We start from the raw sequence: 22,803 nt of genomic DNA, 5'->3' as shown, positions 1-22,803 counted from the left end.
GACGCCGACTCAGCCGACCAGCGTCGGCAGCTTCCGGATGATCGCCTCGGCGTCGGCGACGATCGTCTCGACGACGTCCTTGACCGGGGCGACATCGTGGATCAGGCCCTGGGTCTGACCCGCCCACCACATGCCGTCGTCCATCTTGCCTTCGGCGAGCACATTCTGCCGGCCGCGAGCACCCGAGGCGAGGGCCGCGATGTCGTCGAATGTCGTGCCCTCGCGTTCGGAGATCTCGACGATCTCCTCCGAGATCTTGTTGCGCACGACGCGGGCAGTGTTGCGGAACTTGCGGAACACCAGCACGGTGTCGCGCTCGTCGTTGTCGACGAGCTGCTGCTTGACGTTGGCATGGATCGGCGCCTCTGCCGTGGCCATGAACCGGGTGCCCATATTGACCGCGACAGCACCCAGCGCAAGCGCCGCTGCCAGTCCCTGTCCGTTGGCGATACCGCCGCTGGCGATCACCGGGATCGACAGTTGCTGGACCGCAGCCGGGATCAGGATCAGGCCGGGCACATCGTCCTCACCGGGGTGCCCGGCGCACTCGAAGCCGTCGATGCTGATCGCATCGACACCCTTGCGTTCGGCCGACAGTGCATGACGCACCGACGTCGCCTTGTGGATGACCTTGATGCCGGCGCCGTGGAAGTCGGGCAGATGCGGTTCGGGACTCGAGCCGGCCGTCTCCACGACGGTGATACCCGCTTCGACGATCGCGGCGCGGTACTCGTCGTACGGAACAGGATTGATCGTCGGCAGGATCGTGAGATTGACGCCGAAGGGCTTGTCGGTCAGCTCCCGGGTGCGCACGATCTCCTTGGCCAGCGCCTCAGGAGTGGGCTGGGTCAAGGCCGTCAGGAATCCAAGGGCACCGGCGTTGGCGACTGCCGAGATCAGTTCAGCGGTGCCGAGGCCCGTCATACCGCCGCAGACGATCGGGTGCTGCACGCCGAACTGCTCGGTGAAGGGGGTACGGATCATGAGGACGTCCTTTGGGAGTGAGGAGTTTGGGAGTGGGGAGTTCGGGGATCGCCGGACAGCCCGGCGACCATGAGACTGGCAAGTGCGCGGTAGGCCGCAGAATCGTCGAGGCCGGTCTCCCGCGCGATGTCGCCGCGGTGGATCGAGGCCATCGTGAGCGCCGCGACGGCTCCGAGGAAGGACGAGTCGGCGTCCGGTCGGGCCTGCCGCACCAGATCGGCGACCCTGGCGGCCGCGACCTGGGTGTTGTGCTGGTAGATCTCGCCGGCCGGTGAGAAGACTTCGAGGTCCGCGTAGAACTGCGGAGAGGCGGAGGCCAGTTCGACCGAGACCGCCGTCAGATAGCTGTGAATCTGTTCGACCGGCGTCGACCGACGGTCGACGGATTCCTCGATCCGTTCGGTGGCTCGCTTGAAGAATGCGCGCACCACGACAACCAGCAGCTGCTCCTTGCTGGGAGCGATCGCATACAACGTGCTCTTGGAGCAGTTGAGTTCTGCCGCGATGTCGGCGACGCCGAGCGAGATGAATCCACGGGCGGCGATCAGGTCGACGAGTTCGAGCACGAGGGTCGCGGGACGACCAGCGGATGCTCTTTCGGCCATGGCCGAGACAGTACCAGAGATCATACTCCAGTACAGTTGCGCGTACACCCTGCTGAAAGAGGTTGCCCATGCCGGCAGAACGTCTCATGCCCACCGCGGAATCCGACGATCTCATCCAGCTGACCCGCGAGATCGTCGGCAAGGAGCTGCGCCCCAAGATCGGCGAGCTCGATGCGAGAGCCGAGTTCCCCCGCGATATCTTCCGCACACTCGGCCGCGCGGGGTTGTTGAGCCTGCCGTATCCCGAGGAGTTCAACGGTGCCGGCCAGTCGTACGAGGTCTACCTGCAGGCCCTCGAGGAGATCGCGTCGGCCTCGGCCAGTGTCGGAGTCGGAGTCAGCGTCCATGCGCTGTCGTGCTTCGGCCTCTTCACCGCCGGCACCCCCGAGCAGAAGGCCGAATGGCTGCCCGAGATGCTGTCGGGCGAACAGCTCGGCGCCTACTGTCTGTCCGAGGCGCATGCGGGCTCGGATCCGGCCGCGATGCGGACCAAAGCCGTCCGCGATGGCGATCACTACGTCCTCAACGGCGCCAAAGCCTGGACGACCCATGGTGGCCAGGCCGACTTCTACAAGGTCATGGCCCGCACCTCCGACCCTTCGACTGGCTCAGGGAGCAAGGGGTCCGGGATCTCCTGTTTCCTCGTCCCGGCCGACACTCCGGGCCTCACGGCGGACACACCCGAGAACAAGATGGGGCTGATGAGCTCCACAACGTCCACGATGCTGTTCGAGGAGGTCCGCATCCCGGCACACCGGCGCCTCGGGGACGAAGGACAGGGCCTCTCGATCGCTCTGGCCGGGCTCGACTCGGGCCGCCTCGGCATCGCCGCCGTGGCCACGGGCCTGGCGCAGGAAGCCCTCGACGTCGCGGTGGCCTACGCCAAGGAACGCGAGACGTTCGGCAAGGCCATCATCGACCACCAGGGCCTCGGCTTCGTCCTGGCCGATATGTCGGCCGCGGTCGAATCTGCTCGGGCGACATATCTCGCCGCGGCACGGCTGAGGGACGCCGGGCGACGGTTCTCGCGTCAGGCCTCGATCGCCAAGATGGTCTGCACCGACAACGCCATGAAGGTCACGACCGACGCGGTGCAGGTCCTCGGCGGCGCCGGTTACACCAAGGACTTCCCCGTGGAGCGCTTCATGCGCGAAGCCAAGGTCATGCAGATCTTCGAAGGCACCAACCAGATCCAGCGACTCGTCATCAGCCGCAGTCTCGCGCGCTGACCCGCCCCCAACGACCTCTACCTCTCAGGAGCAGCATGCAACTCAACGACACAGCCGCGATCGTCACCGGCGGAGCCTCCGGACTCGGCGCGGCCACAGCAGCCCTGCTCGCCGAGAAGGGCGCTTCGGTGTTCGCGCTCGATCTGCAGGGGTCGATCGAACAGGCCCCGGCCGTGGACGGGGTCACGTACCTCGCCGCTGACGTGACCGACGAGGATCAGGTCCGCGCGGCTGTCGCCACCGCGAATGAGGGCGCTCCCCTGCGGTCTGTCGTCAATTGCGCCGGTATCGGCCCGTCGGCCCGCATCCTGGGTCGCAAGGGCGTTCACGATCTCGGCATGTACGCCAAGGTCGTCCAGATCAATCTGGTCGGCAGCTTCACGGTGCTCGCTCTGGCGTCCGAGGCGATCGCCCAGAACCAGGCCGATGAGAACGGGCAGCGCGGTGTCATCGTCAACACCGCGTCGATCGCGGCCTACGACGGGCAGATCGGACAGGTCGCCTATGCCTCGTCCAAGGGCGGAATCGTCGGCATGACCTTGCCGGCGGCCCGCGATCTCGCGCAATACGGCATCCGCGTCTGCACGATCGCGCCCGGCATCGTCAACACCCCGATGCTCGCGACGGTCAGCGAGGAGTTCCGCGCCGGCCTAGCCGCCGGCGTCCCGTTCCCGCAGCGCCTGTGCGAACCGGCCGAGTACGCCAAGCTCGTCTCGATGATCATCGATCACGACTACCTCAACGGCGAGACGATCCGCATGGACGGTGCGCTGCGGATGGCTCCGCGCTGACTCAGTTGCCGAACAGGCAACGTTCCAGCACGGTCGCCAGCGCCTCTGCCGTCGGGAGTCTGTCGAGCGCACCGATCATCACGACCTGCACACTCCACGCGGCCACGATGTCGTGCAGCTCGGCGGTCTCCACGACAGATCCGAACACGACCATGACCAACTGATGGAACCGCTCGCGGCTCTCGTCGAGTTCCTTGCTGTGGGGCGACAGGTCGATCAATGCACGCATGACCCCGAGATGGGCATTGCGAAGTTCCAGAAGCCGGCGCGTCCAGTCGAGGCGTTCGGACACACCGCCGGCGCCCATCGTGACATCGCCGAGCGCAAGGATGTGGGCGAAGGCCAGATCCTCGAATTCATCGGCCAGGACCAAGAGCAGATCGGCTTTGTCGGCGAAGTACTTGTAGAAGGTGCCTCGGGCGAATCCGGCCTGCCGCAGGATCTCGTCCAAGTGGGCTCGGTGATAGCCCTGTTCGGCGAAGGCCTCGGCTCCCGCATCCACGATCCGGCGCACGGTCGTAGAGCTGCGAGGCGTCAGATCCGCCGTGATGTCGTCCAGACGGGACGATCGGGCACGACGCGTCACGACGAACTCCGCCGACGGCTCATCGTGCTGTGCCCGACAGGCCGACAGCACGTTGTGGGGCGTCGCAGGAAACAGGACGAGTTGCAGCGCGATCGCGACCTCGTCGGCCGCTCCGGGCCGGTGGACGAGTGAGTCGGGCTCGGCGAACCGCAGGTAGTTGAACCGGTGGACGACATCGGTCACCAAGGTGCTGGCATCGTCTGGACTCATCGCGCTGAGACCACCTGCGCGCAAGAGATGTGTGAGGCGGTGTTCGTACTCCTGCAGGGTGCCGAGACCCCCGGGCAGGTCGACGCCGGCCCACCGGACGAACAAGACACCGTATCGATCGTGGACGGCACTCCACTCGTCGATCCAACGTCGTAGTTGCTCGAATCCTTGTGCTGTCGGTCCCAGCTGGCCGATCCCGTCGACCACCTCGATCAGCGCGGTACTGCACTCGTCGAGCAGCTCCCGGACGATCTCGTCCTTGCTCGCGAAGTACTGGTACAACGTCGCACGGGACATCTCGGCTGCTTCGGCGATGTCATGGACCGTCGTGTCCTGAAAGCCTTGGCGTGCCAGCAGTTGCAGTGTCTCGGCGATGATCCTGTCGCGGGTCAGACTCCCCCGGCGCCCGATTTGCGGACTCGTCGGACCGTAGCTGGCACGACGTTGCACCGGCCCTATGCTCGACATAGTGCCCTTCCCCCCGGATTGAGTGACGCACGATCCGTCACTTTCGACTCCAACGGTAGCCGAATTCAGCCAGTCCGCTCACCGTGGGAGTCGATCATCTGGCCGCTGCCCGATAACTTCGCATACTCTGACGAATGTGTCACCCGCTCCCGAGAACCACCGCAGACAGGTCATCCTCGACGCCACCGTCGAACTGATCGTCGAGGGCGGCTGGGCGGGTCTGGCCATGAGAGCGATCGCCGAACGAGCCGGGGTCAGCCTCACCACGATCTACCATTTCTGGCCAACCAAGACCGACCTCGCCCTGGCGGCCGTGCAGTCGGTGACCCTTGCCCAGGACTGGTCACTGGAGTCGATCCGCGACTTGTTCGCCGATCGTCCCAATCTGGTGTTGTGCCTGGTATCGATCCAGCGCGCCGATCCGAGTCGGCGCGCGGCGATCGACGAACAGTTCGCTCAGGTACTGGTCGGCCCGCTTCGCGACGCCGCGATCGAGGCATCCGGCGGCGAACTCGATGACGACACCGCGAGCATGATCGCGCTGCTCGGACCGGCGTTCTTGTTCGTCCGGAGCATCGTTCTCGAGCGCCCCGTGAACGCTACAGAACTCGAACGCTTGGCCGACCTGATCGACCGCACCGCGCGGACATTCGGCCCCGGCGGTCAGGAAGTCGGCTGATTCGGCCGGTAGGAGACAGCCATCAGAACCGCTGCCGCGGCAGCTCCACCGAGCGCAGCAGCAACAGCCCAGCCGGTCCCGGCGAGATCGAGGCCGAATGCGTGATCGAGTGACCAGGCTCCGGGCCCGAGGGCGGCGATCGCGACGGCCGCCATCGCGACCAGGACGGTGTACTCCCAACCGCCCTTGAAGACGAAGTAGCCCTTGCCACGGTGATCGGTGAACGTCGCCACCAGCATGAGACCGACGAACGCCATGGCGGCAAGCCCGTTGAGCAGTCCGAGCGTCATGAGGATGCCGGCACCGATCTCGTTGACCGGTGCGATCCGGGCGTGGAGCCAGGCAGGCCGCAGGCCGAGGCTGCGGAACCAGCCTTCTGTCCCCGCCAGACCGCCGCCGCCCCACACCTTGTTGCAGCCGTGAAGGAGCAGCATGGGCCCCAACGCCAGGCGCAGGATCAGCAGGCCCAGGTTGAGCTCGTTCTCCGTCATCACCGGGTTCTAGTGCTGCGCCGGAGCCTTGCCGCCGGTCGTGGCGACCTCGCTGCTCGGCGCGGGAGGAACATAGTTGTTGCGGGCCGTCAGCAGTCCGAACAGCGAGATCACGATGAACAGGACCACAGTTCCACCACCGAACAGCAACAGCGTGTCGAGAGTGCTGCGCCCCTCCCCATCGGGCCAGGCCGGGCCGGCGGGCTGATCGGCGAGCGCCGCACCCGTGCCGGCAACGAACATGACCACGAACGAAAGCGCGAGACCGAGCACGCGAGCAGGAGTCCTCATGGGGTCAATCCTAGCCACCCGTAGGCTGGAGGCGTGCCTCACCTCGACATCGACTGGAAGCTGCCTGAGGGCAAGGCCTACGACTGGTTCGTGGCGACGCCCGGCGCCATTGCGCTGATCATCGCGGTCGGACTGTTGTTCCGCTGGTTCGTGTGCCGCGCGATCGACAAACTGGTCAGGCAGGCCAACCGGGGCGCAGTCCCCGGCGTCATCGCCAATACCCGCGCCGGCGAGTTCCTCGCGGACCTGCGTCCCGAATCGTACGAGCGTCGCCAGCAGCGCACCGAGGCCATGGGATCGCTACTCAAGAGTGCCGCCACGGGCCTCATCATGGCCGTGGTGACCGTCATGGTCCTGGCCAAGCTCTCGATCGATATCGCACCGATCATCGCGAGCGCCGGAATCGTGGGCGTCGCACTCGGCTTCGGCGCCCAGAATCTGGTCAAGGACTTCCTGGCCGGGACCTTCATGATCTTCGAGGACCAGTTCGGCGTCGGTGACATCGTCGACCTGGGGCTCGCGGCCGGTACGGTCGAGGCTGTCGGTCTGCGCGTGACCCGGCTGCGCGATGTCAACGGCACGGTGTGGCACGTCCGCAACGGAGAAGTGCTGCGGGTCGGCAACCAGAGCCAGAACTGGTCACGGACCGTCCTCGACATCACCGTGGGCTACGACGCGGACCTCGACCGGGTGCAGCAGATCCTGCAGGACGAGGCCAACAGCCTGTACGCCGATGCCCAGTTCGCCGGCGTCATCATCGAACCGCCCGAGGTGTGGGGCGTCGAACGGTTCGACAAGGACGGCGCCGTGGTTCGGGTGGTGCTGAAGACCGCGCCCATGAAGCAGTGGCTCGTGGCGCGCGCGATGCGCCAGCGGGTCAAGGCGCGCTTCGACGAAGAGGGCATCCGGATCCCCACGACATTCCGCACGACCACCGAAGAGGAGCAGACATGAGCGAGCAGAGCGGTGGAGAGCAGACCTTCTACGACCGGATCGGCGGATACGACACGATCAAGCTGATCGTCGACGTCTTCTACGACGGAGTCGCCACCGACCCCCTTCTTCGACCCATGTACCCCGAAGCCGACCTCGAGCCGGCCAAGGACAGGTTCACCCTGTTCCTGCAGCAGTACTGGGGCGGACCGTCGACGTACTCCGAACGTCGGGGTCACCCGCGTCTGCGGATGCGCCACGCGCCGTTCGAGGTGACGTCAGCGGCCCGTGAACGCTGGCTGCACCACTTTCGCGCAGGACTCGACAAGGCCGCGCTGACGCCGGAGCAGGACGCCCAGTTCTGGGCCTACGTCCAGCACGCCGCGACGTTCATGATCAACACGCCCGACTGAGCCGCGAGTGGTGCAAGCCCGCCCCCGAGTGGTGCCTTCTGGACTGACACGCCGTCTCAAGACGTCCAAAATGCACCACTCGCGGGGACCGGCGGGGGTCAGGCGCTGGCGGTCTCGTCTATCTCCATGATCGGATCGCCCTCCTGGACGATCTGACCCAACTCGACCAGGATCTTGCTGACGTGGCCACCGACCTGGGCGACCAACGGGATCTCCATCTTCATCGATTCGAGGATGGCCAGGGTGTCGCCGGCCGCGACCTGGTCACCCTCGCGGGCGACGATCTTCCAGACGTTCGAGACGATCTCTGCGCGAGCGAGGAACATCACTCACCTGATCCGTGGGTCAACATACGCAGCGCGGCGATCATACGGTCGCGGGTCTCCTCGGGGTGAATGACGTCGTCGACGATGCCGGCTTCGGCAGCCAAATAGGGCCGGGCCACTTCTTCGCGGTAGACCGCTGCGAGTTCGTCACGCAGTACGGTCGGCTCCTCGGCCTCCTTGAGTGCACGACGGTGCAGCAACGCCACCGCACCTCCGGGGCCCATCACAGCGATCTCGGAGTTGGACCACGCCCAGTTGGCGTGAGCGCCGAGCGAGGCAGAACCCATCGCGATGTACGCGCCGCCGTACGACTTGCGCACCACGACGGTCAGCTTGGGGCTCTTGGTGTCGACATATGCCTTGAGCAGTTTGGCGCCGTGCGTGATGACGCCGCGCCCCTCCTCAACCGTGCCGGGCAGGAAGCCGGGCACGTCGACGAACGTCAGCACCGGCAGGTCGAAGCGGCCGCAGAACTCCACGAACCGCGCGGCCTTGACCGACGCCTTGGAGTCGAGGATTCCGCCACGGGCATTCGGCTGATTGGCCAGGACGCCGACGGCGTGACCGTCGATGCGGGCGAACAGCGTCAGGATGCTCGGTGCATGCGTCGGCATGAGTTCGAGTCGGGCACCGTTGTCGAGCACACCGTCGAGCAGTTTGTTCATGTCGAAGACGATGCTCGACTTCTCCGGAACCAGCGTCGGCAGCGCCTCGACCGCGTGTGGATTCGCCGGTACGGCGTCGTGCCGTTTCTGCTTGCCACCCTTGTGGGTCGGCAGGAACGACAACAGCAGCCGGGTCGCGTCGAAGGCCTCCTCCTCGGAGTTGACCTCGAGATGGGCGACGCCGCTGGTCTTGGTGTGCAGCGCGGAGCCGCCGATGTCTTCGGCAGTAGCGTCCTCACCCGTCGCGGCCTTGACGATGTCGGGGCCGGTCAGGAACATCTGTCCCTGCTCCTTGACCATGATCGTCCAGTCCGTGAGCGCCGGCGAGTAGGCGGCGGCACCCGCACACGGGCCCAGGATCAGCGAGATCTGCGGGATGCGACTCTGCGCCTCGATGTTGAGCGCGAAGATCCCGCCACAGCCGTGGAGGGCGAAGATCCCGTCGTGGATACGGGCTCCACCGGAGTCGTTGATGTACACGATCGGGTAGCCCTTGTCGATCGCGAACCGCTGGGCCTTTTGGATGCTCTCGGCCATGACCGCGCCGATGGCACCGGAGGCGACCGCGGCATCGTGCGAGACGACGACGACCGAGTGACCGTCCGTCGTGCCCCAACCGGCCACGACGCCACTGCCTGCGCCGGCTCCTGCCGAACGCATCGGCGCCATCTCGACGAATGAACCGTCGTCGACGAGCATCTCGGCGCGCTCACGGGCGGTATAGACACGCTTGCCCTTGGGCTCGATCCGGGCGAACCGGGTCGCCCGACGCTGCGCGAGGGTTTCACGCTGATCGGCTGGTGTTGCTGCTTCGACAACCGCGGGTTGGTCGAGCTTCGACACATCGTCTCCTAAAACATGAGGGATGCCTCAACTATACACAAAGATGAGGAATCCCTCACCTTCTGAGCGTGTCGGATGCGTGTCTCTCGCGTGGATCGCCGCACTGCGATAGCGTGCCTTACTAAGCAAGCGCTTAGACCTATCCCTGAGGAGAACACAGTGACTGAACCCCGCACTGCCGTGGTGACCGGCGCAGCACGAGGCATCGGCGCCGGCGTGGCGCAGCGACTGGCCGCCGACGGCTTCAAGGTCGCGGTCGTCGACCTCGACGAGGCTTCGTGCGCGACGACGGTCGACGCGATCACCGCCGCCGGTGGCACTGCCCTCGCCGTCGGCGCCGACGTCAGCAAGGAGGAGCAGGTCGCTGCCGCGATCGAGCGGATCGCCTCCGAACTCGGTGCACCGACCGTCCTGATCAACAATGCGGGCATCATCCGCGACAACATGCTGTTCAAGATGACGGTCGACGAGTGGGACCTGGTCATGGCCGTGCACCTGCGTGGCGCGTTCCTGATGACCAAGTACGCCCAGAAGTACATGACCGAAGCCAAGTACGGCCGGATCGTCAACCTGTCGAGCACGTCGGCGTTGGGCAACCGCGGCCAGTCGAACTACTCGGCGGCCAAGGCCGGCGTCCAGGGCTTCACCAAGACCCTCGCTATCGAGCTGGGCAAGTTCGGTGTCACCGCCAATGCGATCGCGCCCGGATTCATCCAGACCGACATGACCGCGGCCACCGCGGAACGTATGAAGGTGTCATTCGACGACTTCATCAAGTTCAGCGCCGAGCAGATCCCCGTGCAGCGCGTCGGACAGCCCGAGGACATCGCCCACACCGCCTCGTTCCTGGTCAGTGAAGGCGCCGGTTTCGTGTCCGGTCAGGTCATCTACGTCGCCGGCGGACCTACCAACTGACATGACCGATCCCCAGGGGTTCGACTCCATCACCGTTGCCGACTGGCTGCGGGCTCGACAGCCCGAGGCCGTTGCCGGGCCGTTCACGGCCAGTCTCCTCACCGGCGGCAAGTCCAATCTGACCTACTTGGTTCAGGACGGCGTGCACGATTACGTCGTTCGGCGTCCGCCCCTGGGGCACGTTCTGGCCACAGCCCACGACATGGCCCGCGAGCACCGTGTCATGGCCGCGCTGGCACCCACCGCGGTGCCGGTCCCCCGCATGATCGCGTTGTGCGAGGACACCGAGGTGCTTGGCGCCCCGTTCTACATCATGGAGCGCGTCGTCGGTACGCCGTACAGTCGCGCGTCGCAGCTCGAGCCGTTGGGACCCGAGCGCACGCGCGCGATCACCGAACGCATGGTCGACACCCTCGTCGCGCTGCACGCGGTCGACTATCGATCCGTCGGACTCACCGAGTTCGGCCGACCCGACGGCTACCTCGATCGCCAGGTCGCGCGCTGGAAGAAGCAGCTTGTCGCTTCCACCAGCCGCGAGCTGCCCGGTATGGACGAGCTCGTCGCCTATCTCGACGCGAACATCCCGGCATCGGGCGAAGGAACTATCGTGCACGGCGATTTCCGACTCGACAATCTGCTGGTCGACGACGATGACCAGGTCACCGCAGTCCTCGACTGGGAGATGAGCACGCTCGGCGATCCGCTGACCGACCTTGCCGTGATGCTGGCCTATCAGCAACTCGGCGAACTTCCCGGTTCGTCCGGGGCCGTCGTGACGGATGCCCCGCGGGCTCCGGGCTATCTGAGCCGCGACGAGGTCGTCGAGCGCTATGCGGCCCGCTCAAGCCGTGCCGTCGATGACCTCGGTTTCCACCTTTCGCTCGCATTCTTCAAACTTGCTGTGATTCTCGAAGGAATCCACCTCCGACACTCGCGCGGACAGACCGTCGGAGCCGGATTCGACGGTCTCGGCGACATGATTGTGCCGCTGATCGACGCAGGACGCGCCGCTTCACGCTAGGGTTGCGCGCGTGACGGCCGAGATCCTCGAACCCCGGCGCCGCCCGACCCAGGAGCGTAGCCACAAGAAGTTCGACCACCTGTTGTTGGTAGCACGCGAGCTTTTGCTCGACGTGGGCTTCGAGTCGTTCACATGCGAGGAAGTCGCCCATCGGGCCGGCCTGCCGATCGGCACGTTGTACCAGTTCTTCCAGAACAAGTACGTCATCGTGTGCGAGCTCGACCGGGTCGACGCTGTCGCGGTGCGCCATGAACTGCAGAGCTTCGCCGAAGCGATCCCGTCGCTTGACTGGTTGCGCTTCCTCGACCGGCTCGTCGACCACATGGCCGCCCTGTGGGCCAATGACCCGTCACGGCGGGCCGTCTGGTTAGCGGTGCAGTCGACTCCTGCCACGAGGGCCACCGCGGCAGTCACCGAGCGGGAGCTGGCCGCCGAGGTCGCCCGTTTCCTGGGGCCACTCACCCCTGGCACCCCGCGCGAGCGCCGCACCATCATGGCCGAGGTCTTGGTGCACATCGTGTACTCGATGCTCAACTTCTCGATCCGCGACGGCCAGGAGCACGCCGAGTCGATCATCGAACTGAAACGGCTCCTCACGGCGTACCTTCTGAGCGCCGAACGCCCCTAGGGACGGTTTACCACGGTCCCGCGGCAAACTGGCTCCGCCCTCGGGAAGCTTTCCGCGGTAGGAGCAGGCTTGCTGCGGGGAGTCGTCGTCCACAACCTGGCAGCCGCCTTCCGCCGTCCACAGGGGCCGTTCCGCGTCTCGTACGCGCCGTCGTGAACAGCGACGCTCGAGGCATGGACGAACTCGCGTACGCCGCCAAGATCAACGGCGGCTACCTCTTCCGGCACCAGCTCAACTCATTGGGCTGCAGCGACCGTTTGATCCGGGCACTGACCCGAACGGGCACGCTGACCCGACTCCGCCACGGCACCTACGCACCCACAGAGAGCTACCGAAAGCTGTCACCAGAAGAGAAGCATCGCGTCGTGACCTATTCGATCCTCGACAAACTCGGGCCTGCGGTTGGAGCGTCCCACCATTCGGCGAGCGCAATTCACGGCCATGACCTCTACGACGTCGACCTCAGCAAAGTGCACGTGACTCTGCTCGACGGACGTTCCGGTCGCACCGAAGCAGGGGTCGTGTTCCACGAGGGCACGACCGACACCACCGGGGCATTCATCGAGTTCGACGGTCGCCTGGTGTCGTCGCCCATACGTTCGGTGTACGAGACCGCGAGCCTGACCACAACTGAGTCCGGGCTGGTCCTGGCGAGCTCTGCCCTGCACAAAGGCCCGTTCAGCAAGGAAGAACTCGTTGAAAGCGGAGGACAGTTCGCCCACTGGCCAGGCACCCGCAAGGCGCGACTCGCGATCCGGTTGTCGGATGGGCGCCTCGAATCAGTCGGCGAGGCCCGGTCACTGCACATGTTCTGGCGACACGGGATTCCCTTTCCCGAGCTCCAGTACGTCGTCGCCGACGGAAATGGCAGATTCATCGCCCGCACAGACTTTTGCTGGTGCGGCTATCGCCACGTCGGCGAGTTTGATGGACTCTCCAAGTACGGTCGGCTCAATCCGTACTCGACCGACGTCGGCCAGGTCATTGCCGACGAGAAGATTCGCGAAGACCTAGTCCGCGACCAGTTCCTCGGCATGTCCCGCTGGATCTGGAGTGGACTGGCACCGAAAGCCCAGGCGACTACGGCCGGCACGATCTTCCAGGGGATGCAACGATCCAAGAAGCTGTATCTGCGCAATGCGACTCACATCCAGCTGAGCTGAAACCTCTGTCGGCGTCTCTTCCCGCGGGAACCGTGCTCCTACCGCGGAAAGCTTCCCGCGGGCAGAGTCGGTTTGCCGCGGGACCGTGGTAAACCGTCAGCGGTGGAGGACCACGTAGGCGATCGCGTAGTCGCCGTCGTGGCTCAGTGAGACGTCGACGGTGCAACCCTCCAGGTGCTTGGCCACCTCGCCGTGAAGGCGCACGCGCGGCCGCCCCCAGGCATCCTTCACGAGCTCGATCAGATGGTGGACGTTCTCGTCCATGACCGGCGCCTCGCCGTACAACGAGGCGGACCAGGCTTTGATCACAGCTTCCTTGACCGCCCAGCGGGCGGCGAAGTGACGCGCGGAGCCGGAGGGATGGCTCCGCGCATCACTTCTTTCTCCGGGAAGAAACACAACTTCGAATCCGGTGCCGGGTCGTTCCAGCTGGTCCGCGAATGAGGGAACGTGGACCAGATCGACACCGACACCGAGAATCGTCACTGGCAGGCAACGCCGAAGTAGGCGCCGTCCTCCCCGAGCCGTGCCTGCGGATCCAGAAGCATTCCTGCCTCACGGGTCCGCACTCCCTCGCTGCCGAGACGACGGTCCGCCGGGCGTTCGTACAGGGAGGGGCCCCCGTACATCGCCCGGACGATCCGCATCCGGCCCTCGATGCTGCGGGCCTGCGCACGCTGGGCGTACGCGTCACGGTCCGCGGCAGACAAGGTTGCGAGGAATGCTTGTGGGTGGACGATCGCCAACAGGCCGGCGACGTGCCCGAAGCCGAGGCTCGTGACGAGTCCGGCCTTCAACGCTCCCGTCGCGAGCGGCTGACGCAGCCACACGAGATGCTCATGCTCGGCCAGATCGTCCATGACGCAGTCGAGGCTGCGGTTCGGCGGGATGACGCCGCCCGACAGCACCTGGCAGAGCCCGATGATCTGGAACGCCGCCGCGCCGCCCTTCGCGTGACCCGTGATGGTCTTCTGCGAGATGACGAACAGCGGATTGCCATCGCTTCGACCGATCGCAGCGGCGAGACGTTCGTGCAGCTCGGACTCATTGCGTTCGTTGACGCCGGTCGACGTGTCGTGCTTCGACAGCACCGCGACGTCATCGGCGGTCAGACCGACCTGGGCCAGACCACGGGCCAGCGCCGACTCACGTCCACCGAGTCCGGCCGCCAGAGCACCGATGCCGGGCGCCGGAATCGACGTGTGCACGCCGTCCGCGAACGATCCGGCATACGCCACGACTCCGAGCACCGGCAGCCCCATCGCCGCAGCGACGTCGCCACGCGCCAGCAGGATCGTGCCACCACCCTGCGACTCGACGAATCCGCCGTAGCGACGGTCGTTGCCGCGGCTGAAGTACTTGTCTTCGAGCCCCTTGGCCTTCATGGCGCCCGAGTCGGCCGTGGCCGACATGTCCGCGAAGCCGACAATGCCTTCCACCGACAGGTCGTCGAAGCCACCCGACACGACGAACTGCGCCTTGCCGAGACGGATCTTGTCGACGCCCTCCTCGACCGAGACGGCCGTCGTGGCACAGGCGGCCACCGGATGCACCATCGCGCCGTACGAGCCGACGTACGACTGCACGACGTGCGCCGCGATGACGTTGGGCAGCGCCTCCTGCAAGATGTCATTGGCCTTCGACTCACCCAGCAGCGTGTCGATGTACAGCGACTGCATCGACTGCATGCCGCCCATACCGGTGCCCTGCGTGTTGGCGACCAGCGCGGGGTGGACCCACTTCATGAGTTCGGACGGCGTGAAGCCGCTCGACAAGAAGGCGTCGACGGTGCAGATCAGGTTCCACAGCGCGACCCGGTCGATCGATTCGACCATCTCGGCCGGGACGCCCCACACCGTGGGATCGAACCCGGTCGGGATCTGGCCGCCGACCGTACGGGTCAGCTTCATGCGGCGCGGAACCCGGATCTCGGTGCCGGCCTTGCGGGTGACTGTCCAGTCGCCGTCGGCGGTGGCCGCGATGACCGTGCGCTCGGGGTCGGCGTCACGCAGCGCGCGGGCCTCGGCCTCATTGCCCACCGTGAAGGACAGATCCTTGTCGAGGAAGACCGAGGTCAGCAGCGGTGCTGCGTTGTCGACCATCGAACCTTCATCGACGTAGCGGCGGATGCCGACTGCTTCGCGGACGGTCTCCTCGTAGCGCTCGACCAGATCGGCCTCGTCGACCTTCTCCTGTGTCGCGGTGTCGAACCAGCCGCCACCGGCGGCGTCCCAGCTGACGAGCCCGGTCGACCAGGCGAGTTCGAGCACGCCGGCAGCCGACAGCTCGTCGGAGACCTCGACCTCGAACCGGGTGCGAGCCGAACCGTACGGCCCGAGTTCACCCGCGCCGACGATGACCACGAGGTCTTCGGGACGCGCTGTGACGGGCGCCCAGTCGAGCTCTTCGACCCGATCGAGCTGCGCCGGCGATGGTGCCAGCGCCGTGATCGTCGGAGTCTCGTCCTTGGCCGGAGCCACCGGACGTTCGATGCCCTCGGCGAGCGCCTTCATGTCGATGCGGGTGCCGCCCAGACCACCGGTCAGGTCGACCGTCAGCGGCTCGTCCAGCGCGGCGACACGTGATGCCGTCGAGCAGGTGTCGAGCAGGGCCGCAGCCATCTCGGCGGTCGTCCAAGTACGGACGCCAGCGGCTTCGACCGCTTCGATGAGCGGATCGTTCGCACCCATGAGCCCGGTGCCACGTACCCAGCCGATGATCGCGTGGGCCAAGGTGACCCGCTCGCCCCATGTGCGCTCGGCCGACCAGCGGGTGACGAGCGCGTCGAGGGCGGACTTGGCCTCGCCGTAGCCGCCGTCCCCGCCGAACATTCCGCGGTTTGGCGAGCCGGGCAGGACGACGTGCAGCTTGGCGTCGATGTCGTGATCCTGACCGTGCGCCGAGAGCGCCCCGATCAGACGCTCGACCGACCACAGCAGGATGCGCATGTCGACCTCGGTGCGGCTGCCTGCATCGCGCAGGTCACCGGCAACCGGTCCGGCCGCGAACGGGAACAGCAGCGTCGGCGTCATGGCCGGCTTCAGCACCGTCGTGGCACCCGCGCGGGTCTGGGTCTGCTCCGAGCTGATCCAGTCCGACAGCGAGTCGACGTCTGAGAACGAAGCCATATTGGCCGGGACGACCCACAGAGCGGCACCGTTGACGGCGTGCGTGCGGTAGAGCTGCTTGAAGAACTCCAGCTTCGCCGGCCCCATGCCCGACGTCGTCGCGACGACTGTCGCACCGCCTGCGAGCAGCTGTCCAACAATGCCTGCGGCAATCGAACCCTTGCTGGCGCCGGTCACGACCGCGAGCTCGGCGGCCCACTGGCCGTCCGAAGCCTGCAGCGCTTCCTGCGCGATCTGATTGAACCGTTCCCGAAGCTGAGCATCCTGCGACTGGGCACCCCACCAGGTGGCCTGCGCTGCGACGACCTTGCCGGCCCCGACGAACGAGGCGTCCACGGTCTGGCCGACAGCCAGACGCGCCAGATCTTCGCGTGCACTCGCCCAGCGGTCGTCGAATAGGACCGCATGCTGCTCATTGAACGCCGGCGCGGTGAGCTTGGCCCAATCGCTGCCGAGTTCGGCCTCGACCCGGGCCAGCACCTCGGCGTCGGCCGCGTCGGGCTCGATCACCGTGGGGGTCTCGGTGAGTCCCAGCTGATCGAGAACCAGGCGTGCCGAGGAGGCGAGAACGCCGTCCGGACCAGTGATCTGTGCCGTGAACTCTCCGAGGGCGGCCGCATCGATCGTGGCCTCTCCCCCGCCCGAGGACGGCATGTCGACCGCGACGCCATGGCGTGCGCCGACGGCCTGGACACTCGCGTCCACCGCGGCGTCGACATCGGCACCCGAAGCGATCGACAGCGAACCGTATGCTCCGCCGCGGACACTCGAACCCTCACGGGTCGACATCGCGAGCTCCGCCAGGACATGACTGGCCCAGCCGGGGCCGAGCTGCCAGACGTCCGTGACGCGTTCGGCGATCGCGGCCTGACGCTTGCCGGTCGGACCGAGCACCTTCTTGAGGTGGTCGCCGAGTGCCTCTGTCAGTACCGGACCGAAGGCCTTGTAGCCACGTGCCAGGCCCTTGACCTGGGCCGACAGCGACGGGATGTCGGCGTCGGCCGCACCGTCGATCGCACCGAGGCCGAGCTCACCACCGAGGTCGACGAGCAGCTGGTTGCGGCGCGACGACGCACCGTCACACAGCGACTCGATCGAGTCGGCGGCACCGATCTGGTCGAGGCGCATCTTGGTCCACCAGGCGATCAGCACCTTGGTGGCATCGGCGGCGTCGAACGTCAGGTCGGCCGGGCGCGGTCCGCTGCTGGTCGCCACCGCAGCGGGTGCAGCAGAAGCTGTGGTTCCGACAGGCTCAACCGACGAGGAAGCCGGGGTCTCATCTTCCACACTCGTGTCATCGAGGGGGGCCTGCTCTTCGTCGGTGGAGAACACCGCAGCGACATCGCGCTCGAAGTTGAGCACCTGCACCGCGGGACCGAAACGTCCGGGCAGCTTGAGGGTCGACGCTGCCAGGTTCGCGACGGTCGGCGACTGGCCGACACCGATCTCGATGAACCGCTCGACACCGAGTCCGCCGTCCTCGACGGGGGTGAAGAACAGGTCCTGCGTCTCGATCCAACGCACCGGGCTGGCGAACTGCCAGGCCAGCAGCTCGATCAACACGACGCGGCACAGCTCGCCGGGACGGCTCGCCCACGCGGCATAGTCCGCGAGCACCTCGTTGAGCGGCTCGGACGGCACGAGATCGGCGATCTCCTGCAGGAAGGCGCGGTCGAGCGTGAAGGGCCGCGGCACCAGGTTGGGCACGTACCGGCCGGCGAGGATCGCCGGATCGATCGTGGCAGGCAGCAGCTCGGTCAGACGCGCGCGGAAGTCCGGCACGCCGCCGTGCAGCACCGTGGAGTGGAACGGCACGTCGATGCCCGGAACCAGGATGAATGCACCCTTGCCCTTGAACTCCTCGCGGCGCTTGTTGACCCGCTTCTCCAGGACTTCGAGGCCCTTGACGGTGCCGGCGATCGCGTACTGCGAGTCCTTGAGGTTGTAGTTGACGATCTGCAGGAACTCGCCGGTCTCGGCAGCGACACCGTCGACGAAGGCCGTGACGTTGCTGTCGCTCAGACCGATCTGCGAGGGACGGATCGCGGCGAGACGATAGTTGCTGCGACCTGCCGCATCACGCGGGACGAGTCCGTGCATGACCGAGCCGCGCTGGAACACGACCTCGACGACAGCTTCCAGGGGGATGACGCCGGAGACGGCCGCGAGAGCGTTGTACTCACCGACGGAGTGCCCGGCGAGGATCGAGCCCTCGACGAAGTTGCCCGACTCGCGCAGTTCGGCCATCTGAGCGGCACCGAGCACCGCCATTGCGACCTGCGTGAACTGGGTCAGGAACAGCACACCGTCGGGGTGCTTGTGCGTGACGCCGCGCGTCACCAGCGTCGTCGGGTTGTCCCGTACGACGGTCAGGATCGAGAAGCCGAGAGCCTCGCGGGTGTGTGCGTCGGCACGGTCCCAGATCTCACGGGCGGCCTTCGACCGCTGGTAGGCGGCCATGCCCATGCCCTTGTGCTGGATGCCCTGACCCGGGAAGGCGTACGCCGTGCGGGGAGCTTCGAGGCGAGCAGTCGCCGACATGACGACCTCTCCCCCGGCGCGAACTGTGACGTCGACGACCTCGGCACCGGCGTCGAGGCCGACGCGGTCGGCGGAGATCGTGACGGTCGCACCCGGTGCGAGCGGCGACATGAAGCGCGTCGTCCAGCCCGTGATCTTGCGGTCGCTGACACCGCGCTGACTAACCACCTGCTGAGCAGCAGCCGAGATCCACATACCGTGAACGATCGGGGCGCCGAGTCCAGCGAGGCGGGCAGCAGCCACGTTCGTGTGGATCGGATTGTGATCGCCCGTGACGGCTGCGAAGGCGCGCAGATCGGTTGGCGCGGCCAGAGTCGCGGAGCCGCGTGACTTGCGCGGTGTGTCGCGGACGTCGTCGCCCAGCGTTCCACCGGCGCGCTCCGGGTCGGCGAGAGTGCCGGCGCCGGTGCGTCCGCGGATCGCGAATCGTTCACGCAGCGTGGCGACATCGCCGTCGCCCGAAGAGATCGTGACGTCGACCGAGACGACCCGACCGAAATCGGTGTCCTCGATCGAGTCGAGGTCGGCGGCGATGATCAGGCTCGACGGGACGGTCGGCAAAGCACCTGTCAACGCGATCGCGTGGTCGAGGTGGACCAGATCGAGCATGCCCTCGATGACGGGCAGACCCGCAGCGGTCTTGGCATCGCCGATCACGGCGAACACCGACGGCCAGGCCAGGCCCACCAGGACGTCGGGCGCGGGGTGGACCGGGACGTTCGCACCCGTCACACCCGCGTGGTCGGCCACCAGATCGGGATTCCAGTCGACAGCGACGCTCGCGCGTCCCTCGTTGACAACCGGGACATCGCCCCCGGCGGCGCCGACCAGCAACGTGCTCATGGCCTCGACGGCACTGTCGGTCGCCACGACCGGCGATGCACCGGTCAGGACCGACTCGCCCACCGTGATGCGCAGCGTCAACGGTCGTGCCATCGGGACCGTCAGTTCGGCGGTCTGAGCGTCCACCTGGACGAGCGCGGCTCCGGTTTCGGGGTGTTCGGCGCGCTGCGCGTCGACGATGACCCATTCGTCACCGAGACGGTGGACGGGATTGCGGACCGTGCGACCCGCCCACACGAGATCGGGCGAGGCAAGTACGAGGGACAGCACCGAACCGGCGTCATCGACGCGACGGCGTCCAGCGACACGGTGCGGCGACCGCCCGGCGGCGAGCAGTCCGTCGATCGTCGCGTCCTCGAAGCGGCGCAACAGTTCGGCGACGGGCTCGTCGACGCGCTCGATACCCGCGACGGACACGGTGCCGGGGATGATGCAGACCTCGTCGGCGGCGTAGCGCGGATCGTGCGCCTGCCACAGCGAGTCCGAACGCCACCAACGGCGGACGTCCTGGTCGAGCACGGGCACGAAGTTGACCGGCTTGCCCGGCGTGCGGCACTGATCGACGAAGAACAGGATGTCGGCGGGGTGAAGCACGATTTCCGAGGCGCTCGGGTAGGTCTCAAGCAGCTTCGCCAGTGCGGCGGCTCCGTCTTCGACCGTGGTCGCGTCGGCGAACAGCGTGGCGATCTCGCCGCGATCGGCGTCGTGGAGACGAGCCTCGGCACGCTGCAACATCGCGAAGAAGCGATTGCGCAGCGAGACGTCGAGCCACGTCGGCGTGCCCGACAGTTCGACGAAACGCGTGAGCCACTGGGCGTACGTCATGGTGTCGACATCGCCGAAGTACGGCTTGGCCGTGCGGTTCAGCGCCTCGATGATCTCGTCGCGACGTGCCGCGACCGCGTCGGCGTCTCCTGCAACGTCATCGAGCAGTCGGCCCGTCCGCGACGCGGTGTTGTCGATCTCGTGGATATCGGCGCCGAGCTGGCTACGACCCGATGCCATACCGCCCTTCGCGGTTCCGGCGCCGACCCACGAGCCGGTGCCGCGGGTGTCGACGAGCATCTGCTTGACGGCAGGCGAGGTGGTCGCCTCGAGCGTCGCCATCGCAGCGGTGCCGACCAGGATGCCGTCCAGGGGCATGAGGGGGAAGCCGTGGCGACGGGCCCACTCACCGGTCAGATACGCCGAGGCGACCTCGGGCGTACCGATTCCGCCGCCGACGCAGACCACGACATTGTCGAGGGCGCGCAGCTCACCGTAGGTCGCGAGCAGGAGATCGTCGAGCTCCTCCCACGAATGGTGTCCGCCGGCCTTGCCGCCTTCGATCTGGACGATCGTCGGCGTCGGCGCGACGGCCTTGGCGATCGCGATGACCTGGCGGATCTGCTTGACCGTGCCGGGCTTGAACACGACGTGTGCGATCGAGGCCTCGTGCAGTTCCTCGACGAGCGCGACGGCGTCGTCGAGTTCTGGGATCCCGGCCGTCACGATGACCGCATCGATCGGCGAGCCGGCCGCGCGGGCGCGCTGCACGAGACGCTTCTGCCCCAGCTGCAGCTTCCACAGGTAGGGGTCGAGGAACAGCGAGTTGAACTGGTAGGTGCTGCCGGGTGTCAGCAGTTCGTCGAGCTGGGCGACGTGATCGGCGAAGATGTCTTCGGTGACCTGGCCGCCGCCTGCGAGCTCGGCCCAGAAGCCGGCATTCGCGGCAGCGGCGACGATCTTGGGGTCGACGGTCGTCGGCGTCATACCGGCCAGCAGGATCGGCGACTTGCCGGTCAGGCGAGTGAAACGGGTTTCGGCGTGCAGCGTCCCGTCGGGCAGCGTCACGACGGTCGGCTCGTACGCCGACCACGGAGTCGTAGGACGCGGCGCGGCGCCGGCAGCCGTGAGCTCACGATGACCACGTCGGGTCGTCGTGGCGATGATGTTCGCGCCGCGGATGCGCAGCTCGCGGGCTGAAAGGCGTGCAGCGATATCGCCGGGGCCGAGGTCGAGGATCCAGGAAGCGCCGGCATCCATGGCCTGCTCCAGCGAGGCGACCCAATCGACGGGATCGACGATCGACCGCATCGTGAGGGTGCGTGCCAGGTCGGCGTCGATCCCGCAGGTCTCGGCCCAGCCGGCGACGAGGTCGGCGGCCTCGGCGAGATCGGGGTGGTGGAATGCCAGTAGCGCCGGCAACTGCTCGACGACCGGGGCGAACGGCGTTCCACCGGTTGTCTTGCGGTCACGCTCGGCCTTCTCCGCGGCGGCGATCTCTTCGAAGCGGGCCTGGACGATCGCCAGACTGTCGGCCGGGCCGGACAGCACGACGCTGCGGCGTCCGTTGCGCAGACGCGAGACGATCCGCAGGGAGGAGGGCAGTTCGGCCAGGATCTCGTCGATCATGTCGGGCGCGACGTTGGAGACACTCAACATCGTCGAACCTAGGAGGCCGCGGCGACGTCCGACCAACTGCGCCGCCGCACCCATCAGGCGGGCGACAGCCAGCAACTCGACGTCGGGGACGCCGGCCAGCGACTGAGTCGCAAGGTAGCCCTGCGAGTGGCCGATGACAGCGGCCGGGGCGACGGCCTGCGGATCGATACCCTGACGGTGCAGCGCGCGGATACCGGCGAGCTGGGCGAGCAGGATGCCGGGTATCGACGCTCCGGGTGTATCCAGCACCTCGGAGGTCGGCAGGGCGGGGGCGTCTTCGTCGTCGGCGGACTCAGCAGAGGCCAAGACATCGGCCCAAGCCAGCGGGGTGAACGTGACGCCGACGCGGGCGAGTTCGGTCGACACTGCCGCGATGCGCTCTTCAGCCTGCGATACCAGCTGTTCGAGTTCAGCATCGAGGGCGAAGTCACGGATCAGACCTGCGAGTGGCTCTAGCCACGGCGCGCCCTGACCGCCGAAGGCGATCGCGTACGGCGTTCCGGCGAGGAGGCGGTCGACAAGTGCTCCGCGGCGTTCGGTGGTCTGGCTCGTGGCAGGCGTGGTGTCAATCGTCGTCACGTGGAATCCCTCGGTACTGCCGTCGCTGGATCGACGGTCGTTACCCA

General features: G+C 66.8%; 18 protein-coding genes. 9 read left to right on the top strand and 9 right to left on the bottom strand.

What is annotated here, in order from left to right; translation table 11 throughout:
* Positions 1 to 9: 9 nt before the first annotated feature.
* The gene (locus ACXJKC_RS19500) at positions 10 to 984 is read right to left on the bottom strand and encodes an NAD(P)H-dependent flavin oxidoreductase (RefSeq protein WP_456698412.1); all 975 of its coding nucleotides are present in this window, start codon (positions 982 to 984) and stop codon (positions 10 to 12) included.
* Positions 981 to 1,589: a TetR/AcrR family transcriptional regulator gene (locus ACXJKC_RS19495; protein ID WP_456698411.1), complete on the bottom strand. Its 609-nt coding sequence runs from the start codon at positions 1,587 to 1,589 to the stop codon at positions 981 to 983. Before ACXJKC_RS19495 ends, ACXJKC_RS19500 begins: the two co-directional genes overlap by 4 nt.
* 68 nt (positions 1,590 to 1,657) lie before the next feature.
* Between ACXJKC_RS19495 and ACXJKC_RS19490 the strand changes: the two genes are divergently transcribed.
* Entirely contained in the window at positions 1,658 to 2,818 is a 1,161-nt protein-coding gene (locus ACXJKC_RS19490) for an acyl-CoA dehydrogenase family protein (RefSeq protein ID WP_456698410.1), read from the top strand.
* Positions 2,819 to 2,853: 35 nt separating this feature from the next.
* A complete protein-coding gene (locus ACXJKC_RS19485) occupies positions 2,854 to 3,609 on the top strand; it encodes an SDR family NAD(P)-dependent oxidoreductase (protein ID WP_456698409.1) in 756 nt (251 codons plus the stop codon).
* Position 3,610: 1 nt separating this feature from the next.
* Here the strand turns inward: ACXJKC_RS19485 and ACXJKC_RS19480 are convergent, their stop codons facing one another.
* Entirely contained in the window at positions 3,611 to 4,855 is a 1,245-nt protein-coding gene (locus ACXJKC_RS19480) for a TetR/AcrR family transcriptional regulator (protein ID WP_456698408.1), read from the bottom strand.
* Positions 4,856 to 5,009: 154 nt separating this feature from the next.
* Here ACXJKC_RS19480 and ACXJKC_RS19475 point away from each other — a divergent pair, with 154 nt between their 5' ends.
* The gene (locus ACXJKC_RS19475; protein WP_456698407.1) at positions 5,010 to 5,552 is read left to right on the top strand and encodes a TetR/AcrR family transcriptional regulator; all 543 of its coding nucleotides are present in this window, start codon (positions 5,010 to 5,012) and stop codon (positions 5,550 to 5,552) included.
* Here the strand turns inward: ACXJKC_RS19475 and ACXJKC_RS19470 are convergent.
* Together ACXJKC_RS19470 and ACXJKC_RS19465 are read right to left on the bottom strand one after the other, a co-directional pair.
* Entirely contained in the window at positions 5,537 to 6,043 is a 507-nt protein-coding gene (locus ACXJKC_RS19470; RefSeq protein WP_456698406.1) for a DoxX family protein, read from the bottom strand. The two genes, ACXJKC_RS19475 and ACXJKC_RS19470, sit on opposite strands and share 16 nt — an antisense overlap.
* Before the next feature lie 9 nt (positions 6,044 to 6,052).
* Positions 6,053 to 6,334: a hypothetical protein gene (locus ACXJKC_RS19465; RefSeq protein ID WP_456698405.1), complete on the bottom strand. Its 282-nt coding sequence runs from the start codon at positions 6,332 to 6,334 to the stop codon at positions 6,053 to 6,055.
* A 33-nt stretch (positions 6,335 to 6,367) separates the two neighbouring features.
* Between ACXJKC_RS19465 and ACXJKC_RS19460 the strand changes: the two genes are divergently transcribed.
* Complete coding sequence (locus tag ACXJKC_RS19460) at positions 6,368 to 7,288, top strand: mechanosensitive ion channel family protein (RefSeq protein ID WP_456698404.1); 921 nt, start codon at positions 6,368 to 6,370, stop codon at positions 7,286 to 7,288.
* A complete protein-coding gene (locus ACXJKC_RS19455) occupies positions 7,285 to 7,680 on the top strand; it encodes a globin (RefSeq protein ID WP_456698403.1) in 396 nt (131 codons plus the stop codon). Before ACXJKC_RS19460 ends, ACXJKC_RS19455 begins: the two co-directional genes overlap by 4 nt.
* Before the next feature lie 98 nt (positions 7,681 to 7,778).
* Here ACXJKC_RS19455 and ACXJKC_RS19450 read toward each other — a convergent pair whose 3' ends face one another.
* Positions 7,779 to 8,006 (bottom strand): biotin/lipoyl-binding carrier protein, encoded by a 228-nt coding sequence (locus ACXJKC_RS19450; RefSeq protein WP_456698402.1) that lies wholly within the window; start codon positions 8,004 to 8,006, stop codon positions 7,779 to 7,781.
* Positions 8,006 to 9,514 (bottom strand): acyl-CoA carboxylase subunit beta, encoded by a 1,509-nt coding sequence (locus ACXJKC_RS19445; protein ID WP_456698401.1) that lies wholly within the window; start codon positions 9,512 to 9,514, stop codon positions 8,006 to 8,008. Before ACXJKC_RS19445 ends, ACXJKC_RS19450 begins: the two co-directional genes overlap by 1 nt.
* Positions 9,515 to 9,673: 159 nt before the next feature.
* Here ACXJKC_RS19445 and fabG point away from each other — a divergent pair, with 159 nt between their 5' ends.
* The 4 genes from fabG to ACXJKC_RS19425 all read left to right on the top strand — a co-directional run bounded on the left by fabG (position 9,674) and on the right by ACXJKC_RS19425 (position 13,241).
* The gene (gene fabG / locus ACXJKC_RS19440; protein ID WP_456698400.1) at positions 9,674 to 10,429 is read left to right on the top strand and encodes a 3-oxoacyl-ACP reductase FabG; all 756 of its coding nucleotides are present in this window, start codon (positions 9,674 to 9,676) and stop codon (positions 10,427 to 10,429) included.
* A 1-nt stretch (position 10,430) separates the two neighbouring features.
* Entirely contained in the window at positions 10,431 to 11,450 is a 1,020-nt protein-coding gene (locus ACXJKC_RS19435; protein ID WP_456698399.1) for a phosphotransferase family protein, read from the top strand.
* A 10-nt stretch (positions 11,451 to 11,460) separates the two neighbouring features.
* Entirely contained in the window at positions 11,461 to 12,078 is a 618-nt protein-coding gene (locus ACXJKC_RS19430; RefSeq protein ID WP_456698398.1) for a TetR family transcriptional regulator, read from the top strand.
* Between the two features lie 173 nt (positions 12,079 to 12,251).
* Positions 12,252 to 13,241, top strand: coding sequence for a type IV toxin-antitoxin system AbiEi family antitoxin domain-containing protein (locus ACXJKC_RS19425; protein ID WP_456698397.1), 990 nt, complete (start codon positions 12,252 to 12,254; stop codon positions 13,239 to 13,241).
* 96 nt (positions 13,242 to 13,337) lie between these two features.
* Here ACXJKC_RS19425 and acpS read toward each other — a convergent pair whose 3' ends face one another.
* Together acpS and ACXJKC_RS19415 are read right to left on the bottom strand one after the other, a co-directional pair.
* Positions 13,338 to 13,727, bottom strand: coding sequence for a holo-ACP synthase AcpS (acpS, locus tag ACXJKC_RS19420; protein WP_456698396.1), 390 nt, complete (start codon positions 13,725 to 13,727; stop codon positions 13,338 to 13,340).
* Positions 13,724 to 22,756, bottom strand: a complete 9,033-nt coding sequence (locus ACXJKC_RS19415; protein ID WP_456698395.1) for a fatty acid synthase subunit beta domain-containing protein — start codon at positions 22,754 to 22,756, stop codon at positions 13,724 to 13,726. Before ACXJKC_RS19415 ends, acpS begins: the two co-directional genes overlap by 4 nt.
* Positions 22,757 to 22,803 lie beyond the last annotated feature (47 nt).

It is taken from the genome of Aeromicrobium sp. P5_D10, from assembly GCF_054049535.1.
Note: the sequence above shows the minus strand (reverse complement) of the source record. Positions and strands in the feature narration are given on the sequence as shown.